Genomic DNA, 1,881 nt, shown 5'->3' on the forward strand with positions numbered 1-1,881 from the left:
TATATTTTAGACAAGACATTATTTATATATTTATAGAAAAATTAAAGAAAATTGTAATATATATTGAAAAGTAGCTATAATTAGCTACTTTTTTATTTAATAAAATTTTATAAAAAGTTAAGTTTAAGTTAAGGTTAATGATAATACTAATATAAACAAAATAACTTTAGGAGGTTAAATATGAAATTAAATAAGAAAAATGTAATATTAGCATCTATGCTAAGCTTAACATTATTAAGTTGTAGTTTAAATTTATCAAATGCACAAGAAGTAAGTTTAGAACCCAAAAATCCATGTGAACAACAACATGAAAATGGAAAAATGATGCATAGAAGAAGTATTTTTAAACAAAGTGTAGAAAATTTAGAAGAAGAAGGTGTACTCACTCAGGATGATGTAAAAAATATAAAAGAGTATTGTAAACAGCAAATGATAAAGAAAGAAAAAGAAAAATCTATTGAACAAGTTGAACAAATGGTTAAAGATAATGTAATAACTAAAGAAAAAGGGGAAAAACTTAAACAAGCTATAACAAATAGTAAAGGTGAATAATATATAAAAAGGAACTCATATAATGAGCTCCTTTTTATATATTACTTATTAKATCCTTTTTATATATTACTTATTATATTTTTTAGTTTTGTTAGACTTATTTTTTATGTCTTTATTAACAGATTTATTTTCTTTAAAGTTTTTAGGCTTTCTAGTTTGCTTAAACGCAGCATCAACAAGTTTACCTTCTTTTAAATCTTTTTTCTTTATATCTATATTAAAGTTTCTTTTATAATCTCTTATAGTAGATAAATTCTGGTTAGTAACTATAGATATAGCATCTCCTTTTCTATTTCCTCTAGCAGTTCTACCACATCTATGAACATATTCATTTTTACTTGGTGGGAAGTCTAAGTTAAATACATGAGTAACATCAACAATATCAAGTCCACGAGCAGATAAATCTGAAGAAACTAGTATTTTAGACTTTCCTAATTTGAAGCTATTTAAAGCATTTTTTCTATCTTCTTTTGTCATTCTACCATATATACCTACAGCTTTGTAGCTATGATAATTTAATTTTGCAGTTATAACTTCAATACTATCTTCATCGTTAACAAATACTATTGCACGTTTTGGATTAGTAGCTGCTATAGCTTTTCTAAGCAATGTAAACTTATCACGTCTATCTCCATGTAAATACATATGATTTATATTTGGATTTATAGGTTCTTCATCTATTTTTATGATTTCAGGTTCTTTCATTAAATTATTTAATATATCTAAAGCAGTTTCATTTAAACTAGCAGAGAATCCTAAAAGTTGTCTATCTCTTAATGTAGTTTTTACTATATCTTTTATAACTGATACATTATTTCCACTAAGTAAGCTATCCACTTCATCAAGTATTATAGTTTTTATAGTATGAGCTTTTAATTTCTTTTGTTTTATTAAATCTAAAACTCTACCAGAAGTCCCTACAACTATATGTGGTTTGATAGCTTTAATGTTTTTAATTTGTTTTTGTATATTAACTTCTCCTATTAGAGAAAAAGCAGTAACATCTAAATTTGAGTTAGATGCTAATAGTTTAGCTTGTTCTGTTATTTGAATAACTAATTCATGAGTTGGTGCAAGTATTAAAACTTGAGTTTCTCTTTTTGTAGTATCTATCTTTTCAAACATAGGAAGTAAATATGATAAAGTTTTACCACTACCTGTTTGAGCATTTACTATTAAATCTTTATTATCAAGTATTTTATTTATAGTAAGACTTTGAACTTTAGTAGGTTCAGTTATTTTTTGTTTTTTTAAGCCATCAATTAGATTACTATTTAAATTTAATTCTTTGAATGTAGTCATATATTTCTCCTTAATTATTTATATATA

Annotated in this window: 2 protein-coding genes; one reads left to right on the plus strand and one right to left on the minus strand. The window is 24.2% G+C overall.

Annotated elements, in window-relative coordinates; translation table 11 throughout:
* The first annotated feature begins 180 nt into the window (after positions 1-180).
* Positions 181-552 (plus strand): hypothetical protein, encoded by a 372-nt coding sequence (locus tag G3997_RS02955; protein WP_296647842.1) that lies wholly within the window; start codon positions 181-183, stop codon positions 550-552.
* Between the two features lie 66 nt (positions 553-618).
* Here G3997_RS02955 and G3997_RS02960 read toward each other — a convergent pair whose 3' ends face one another.
* Positions 619-1,854 carry a DEAD/DEAH box helicase gene (locus G3997_RS02960; RefSeq protein WP_296647845.1) on the minus strand — a complete coding sequence of 412 codons (1,236 nt, stop codon included), beginning with the start codon at positions 1,852-1,854 and terminating at the stop codon, positions 619-621.
* Positions 1,855-1,881 lie beyond the last annotated feature (27 nt).

This window comes from Romboutsia sp. 13368, assembly GCF_018336475.1.
In the GTDB taxonomy this organism is placed as follows: domain Bacteria; phylum Bacillota; class Clostridia; order Peptostreptococcales; family Peptostreptococcaceae; genus Romboutsia.

Bases quoted from the DNA above. Each gene is read 5' to 3' on its own strand.
- G3997_RS02955 (WP_296647842.1), top strand. From the start codon at position 181: ATGAAATTAAATAAGAAAAATGTAATATTAGCATCTATGCTAAGCTTA.
- G3997_RS02960 (WP_296647845.1), bottom strand. From the start codon at position 1,854: ATGACTACATTCAAAGAATTAAATTTAAATAGTAATCTAATTGATGGC.